At 59.2% G+C, this 5,568-nt stretch carries 2 protein-coding genes; both read left to right on the plus strand.

The window, feature by feature from the left end; all coding sequences use genetic code 11:
• Positions 1–1,940: non-ribosomal peptide synthetase (locus tag NXT09_RS22280; protein ID WP_268581186.1), on the plus strand; the 1,940-nt coding region annotated here is incomplete at its 5' end.
• Positions 1,933–5,568 (plus strand): non-ribosomal peptide synthetase (locus NXT09_RS22285; RefSeq protein ID WP_268581187.1); only part of this gene is annotated, 3,636 nt, incomplete at its 3' end. The genes NXT09_RS22280 and NXT09_RS22285, both read left to right, overlap by 8 nt.

Genomic DNA, 5,568 nt, shown 5'->3' on the forward strand with positions numbered 1-5,568 from the left:
GCGGCATGGCGGATAATGCTGACCAGCCGGTACGGTCACTGCCGATGCTGCCGGAGGCGGAGCGACGGCAGGTGCTGGTTGACTTTAACGCGACCGACGTTGCGTTTCCACAACTGGCTGGCGTCCACCTGTTGGTTGAAGCGCAAGCCGCACAGCGTCCAAATGCGGTGGCGGTGGCGTGTGGAGAACAAACGCTAAGCTATGCGGAATTGAACGCGAAGGCTAATCAGCTAGCGCATTGGCTTATCGGCCATGGCGTTCGCCCTGATGATCGAGTCGCTATTTGCGTGACGCGCGGCGCTGGGATGGTGGTGGCCTTGTTGGCCGTCCTTAAAGCTGGCGGGGCTTATGTACCTCTGGATCCGGCATATCCTGCCGATCGCCTGAGCTATATGCTTGAAGACAGTTCGCCCGTTGCGCTGCTGGTTGACGATCCGGGACGATTGGTACTGGATGGGATCAATCTCCCGCCAATCTTTGATCTGGAGCGGGATGACTCGCTATGGAGCGGCCTGCCGCAGCGTAATCCTGCGCCGGAAAGCCTGGGACTGACCTCACGGCATCTGGCCTATGTTATCTATACTTCCGGTTCGACAGGGCGGCCGAAAGGGATCGCTATGCCACACGCTCCCTTGCTGAATCTGGTCCACTGGCAGATAAGCCGTTCTGCGACCGCTACGTTGCAGTTCGCCTCTTTTGGTTTTGACGTTTGCTTCCAGGAAACGCTCAGCGCTCTGGCCAGCGGCGGCGTATTGGCTATTGTAACCAACGACGTTCGTCTTGATATGCCTCGTCTGGCGAGGTTCATCAAGGATCACGGCGTACAGCGCGCATTTATTCCACCGGCTCTGTTACAGGCTATGGCCAGATCGAATCAGGAACAGGCGTGCGAGATCGAAGTGGCCGAGGTGATTACCAGCGGTGAGGCGCTGCACGCGACAGAGGAGATCCGTGCATTGTTCGCCGATGCTGGCCGTAGCCAGCTCCGCAATCAGTATGGGCCGGCAGAGACGCATGTCGTCACCGAATATACCTGCCCGGAAACGGTGTCTGAATGGCCTTCATTGCCGCCGATTGGTCGGCCGATCGCTAATACCCGCATTTATATACTGGATGAGGGCGGCGAACCGGTTCCGGTAGGCGTTGCCGGCGAGATTTATATTGGCGGCGGCGTGGCGCGTGGTTATCTGAATCTGCCTGACCTGACCGCCGAACGCTTTCTGGCTGATCCGTTCTCCAGCGAGCCTGAGGCCCGAATGTATAAAACCGGCGACCTGGGATGCTGGCGTGCCGACGGCAACATTGATTATCTGGGACGTAACGATTTTCAGGTGAAGATCCGCGGCTTCCGCATTGAACTGGGCGAGATTGAAAACTGCTTGCGCGGTCACGATGCGGTTGAAGAGGCGCTGGTTGTTGCGCAGGGTGAAAGCGGAGAGAAACGTCTGGTTGCCTACTATCGGGGCGATGCCGATGCCGATGCCGATGCGCTACGGGCGTATGTTTCGTCGCATCTCCCCGATTACATGATGCCGGCAGCGTGGATCGCGCTGGAGGCGTTCCCGCTGACGCAAAATGGCAAGGTCAATCGGCAGGCGTTGCCGACGCCGGACGATACCGCTTTCGTCCATACTGCCTATGAAGCGCCGGAAGGAGAGACGGAAGAAACGCTTGCCGTCGTCTGGCAGTCTCTGCTGGGCGTTGATCGCGTAGGCCGGCACGATAACTTTTTCGAACTGGGGGGCCACTCGCTGCTGGCGGTGCGGCTTATTTCCCGCGTTCGCGCCGAACTGGACGTCGAGGTGCCTCTTGCCGATCTATTTGCCTGTCCGACACTGCTCGCTTTCAGCGAACGGATTATTGATATCAGCATCGATCAGTTTGATAACGATGCGCTGCTTGAAATGACGGAATTATTGGAAGAAACCAACTATGAATAACAGGGATGACGATCGAGTATCCACCATTAAGACATTGTCAAAAAGTGAAAAAGTCAAGCTGTTGGCGCTAGCCAAGGCCAAAGGACTGAAGCGAAAAAACGCGGGAGATGCTCAGCCCATTCAACCCGCTGCCCGCTCCCCGCAGGGGGAGCCTCTCGCATTTGCTCAGCGACGACTGTGGTTTCTGGCGCAAATGGAGGAGAACGCCAGCGGCGTTTACACTCTGGGGGGAGCGTTTACGCTTACTGGACGGCTAGATGCCCGCGCACTGCGTGTGGCGCTAGATCGCCTGGTTGACCGTCATGAGATACTGAGAACCCGCTTTGTTACCGTAGAGGGAACGCCGCTACAGCAGATTGATGCGGCGGATATTGGGTTCACGCTTGAAGAGATAGATGGTTCGGATATCGAAGCGGCTGAACACGCTTTCCCGCCGCATTTCGATCTGGAAAAAGGCCCGCTGATCGTCGGCCAACTGGTACGAATGGAGAATGAGGTGCATCTGCTGCGTATCGCCATGCATCACATTATTGCCGACGGCTGGTCGATAGGGCTGTTTATGCGGGAACTGGGCATGCTGTATCAGGCGTTCAGCACGGGTCTCCCCGATCCGCTGCCGCCGCTGGACATTCAGTACGCTGACTACGCCGTCTGGCAGCATCGGCACTTGCAGGGTGAGGTATTGCAGGCGCAGCAGCGCTACTGGGTTGAACAGTTGCAAGGTATCCCGGCATGCCTGACGCTGCCGACGGATCGGCCGCGCCCGCAAACTCAGGACTATGCTGGCGGCAGTATTCCGGTGATGTTTGACTCGGTGCTGCTCGCCGATCTCAACGCGCTGAGCCGGCGTCACGGCTGTACGTTATTTATGACGCTGCTGGCAGGCTGGTCGCTGCTGATGAGTCGGCTGTCTGGGCAGGATGAGGTGGTGATCGGCACGCCGATCGCCGGGCGTGGTCGGCGTGAAGTCGAATCGCTGATCGGGATGTTCGTCAACACTCAGGCGCTGCGGGTGGACCTGTCGGCTTCTCCGGATACCGGTGCGCTTCTGGAACAGGTGAAGGCCGCCGCCTTGGCGGCGCAGAGCCACGCCGATATTCCGTTCGAGCAGGTGGTGGAGGCGGTCGCGCCGGTCCGCAGCCTGTCGCACAGCCCGATCTTTCAGGTGATGCTGGCGTTACAGAATACGCCCGACAATAAACTGTCGCTGCCGGGACTGACCCTAAGTGAACTGGCAGGGGAGGCGGTTAATGCGCCATTCGATCTCAGTTTATCGCTGGGGGAGAGCAATGGCGTTATGCAGGGTGTACTGATTTATGCTACCGCGCTGTTTGATGAAAACACGGTACAGCGCTATTTGGGTTACTGGCAGGCGCTACTGCGCAGCATGGCGGAAAGTCCTCATTTATCGGTGCAGGCATTGCCGATGCTGTCGTTCGAGGAACGGCAGAAGGTGGTGTTCGATTTCAATGATACGCTGATAGATTACCCTGCCGAATCCTGTATCCATGAACTATTTGAGCAGCAGGTCAAGGCGTGTCCTGATGAGGTGGCGCTGGTCTACGACGATCAGACGCTATGTTATGGCGAACTGAACGCCCGCGCTAATCAACTGGCGCACTGGCTGATCGAACTGGGCGTGCGGCCAGACGACAGGGTGGCGATCGCCCTGACGCGCGGTGTAGAAATGGTTGTCGCGATTTTGGCCACCCTCAAAGCGGGAGGTGCCTATGTGCCGCTGGACCCGTTAACGCCTCCGGCGCGGCTTGCTTATACTCTGGAGGATAGTAAACCTCTGGTGTTGATCACCATGCAGGATATTCATGCGCAATTGGGTGATTTACCGCAGGCGCTGAAAATCATCGCGCTGGATAGCGATTACCGTCCCTGGTCGGCGTGTGCTGTATCTAATATTCCCCCTGTTTCGCGTGGACTTACCTCCCGCCATCTGGCTTATGTTATTTATACCTCAGGTTCCACCGGGAAGCCGAAAGGTGTCATGGTGCCCCATCAAGGGGTCGTGAACTTTTTGCTGTCTCAGCAGCGGCAGCTCGGTGTTAAGGCTGCCGCGCGTCTGTTGGCAGTCACAACCGTCTCCTTTGATATCCACGTACTGGAAATCTACCTGCCGCTGATCTGCTGTGGGCAACTACATGTGGCGAGTGATGCTTTGCGTCAGGATGGCGAACGTCTGGGACGTTATCTGTGCGAACAGGGAATAACGTTGTTTCAAGCGACGCCGGCAACGTGGAAATTACTGCTTGAATCAGGCTGGCATGGTGAACCTGGGCTGACCGCCCTGATCGGCGGCGAGTCGTTTCCTCTGGGGCTGGCGCAGGCGCTGCTGGAAAAAGTAGGCAATCTGTGGAACATGTATGGCCCGACTGAAACCACCGTATGGTCGACCAGTTCTCCCATTCTGGCTGCCGACCAGCAGATTGTCATTGGCCGGCCGCTCGATAATACGCAGATATATATGCTGGATAGCCGCGGCGAACCGGCGCCTATTGGCGTAGCGGGGGAGATTTGCATCGGTGGTGCCGGGGTAACACGCGGCTACCTTGGGCGGGAAGACCTGACCGCCGAACGCTTTGTTGACGATCCCTTCTCCGGAGAGCCGGGCGCGCGTCTGTACCGTACGGGCGATCTGGGGCGCTGGCGCGCCGACGGTACGATTGATTATCTGGGGCGCAATGATTTTCAGGTGAAGATCCGCGGCTTTCGTATCGAACTAGGCGAGATAGAGTCCGCGCTTCAGGACTGCGGAGCCGTACGGGAAGCAGTGGTGACTGCGTCGGGTTCCGAGGCGCAGGAAAAGCGGCTGGTGGCGTACTGCGTCCCTCGCGAGGAGGGCGGTATCGCTATCGAAGCGCTTAAAGAACACCTTAGCGAGCGGTTGCCGGCATATATGGTGCCGGCGGCCTATGTCATGCTGGCGCGCATTCCGCTGACACCGAACGGCAAAGTGGATCGTAATGCACTGCCGGAGCCGGATGAAGCCGCTTTTGCGCGCCAGCGCTATGAAGCACCGCTGGCGGGGGACGAAACGGCGCTGGCGACGATGTGGCAGTCGCTGCTGGGGGTTGAAAAAGTAAGCCGGCAGGACGATTTCTTCGCGCTCGGCGGTCATTCACTGCTGGCGGTACAGCTCATTTCGCGCCTTCGCAGTGAGTTAAACCGTGAGCTGCCGCTGGCGGAACTGTTTGCCCGTCCGGCTCTCAAGGATATGGCGGCCTCGCTCGGCACGGCCGTGAAGGGGGCGCTGTCGGCCATTGAGCCGCTGGCGGCGGGCGAGACGCCGCCGCTGTCGCTGGCTCAGCAGCGGCTGTGGTTCCTGGCACAGATGGACGAGGCGGCGGGAGCCGCCTATGTGATAGCGGGCGGGTTCCGCCTGCGCGGAAAACTGGACGTCGCGGCGCTGCGTCAGGCGCTGGATCGGATCGTGGCGCGTCATGCGGCGCTGCGCACCCATATCGACAGCCGGGAGGGCGCGCCGGTGCAGGTGGTGGAGTCGGCCGGATGCGGTTTTCCGCTGCGGCTGTGCGATGCCACGGGCGTCGGAACGCCCGCGCCGTTTGCGCCGGTGTTCGATCTGACACGCGGCCCGCTGGCGCAGGGCGAACTGGTG

The organism is Pectobacterium jejuense (assembly GCF_026800125.1).
Taxonomy (GTDB): Bacteria; Pseudomonadota; Gammaproteobacteria; order Enterobacterales; family Enterobacteriaceae; genus Pectobacterium; species Pectobacterium jejuense.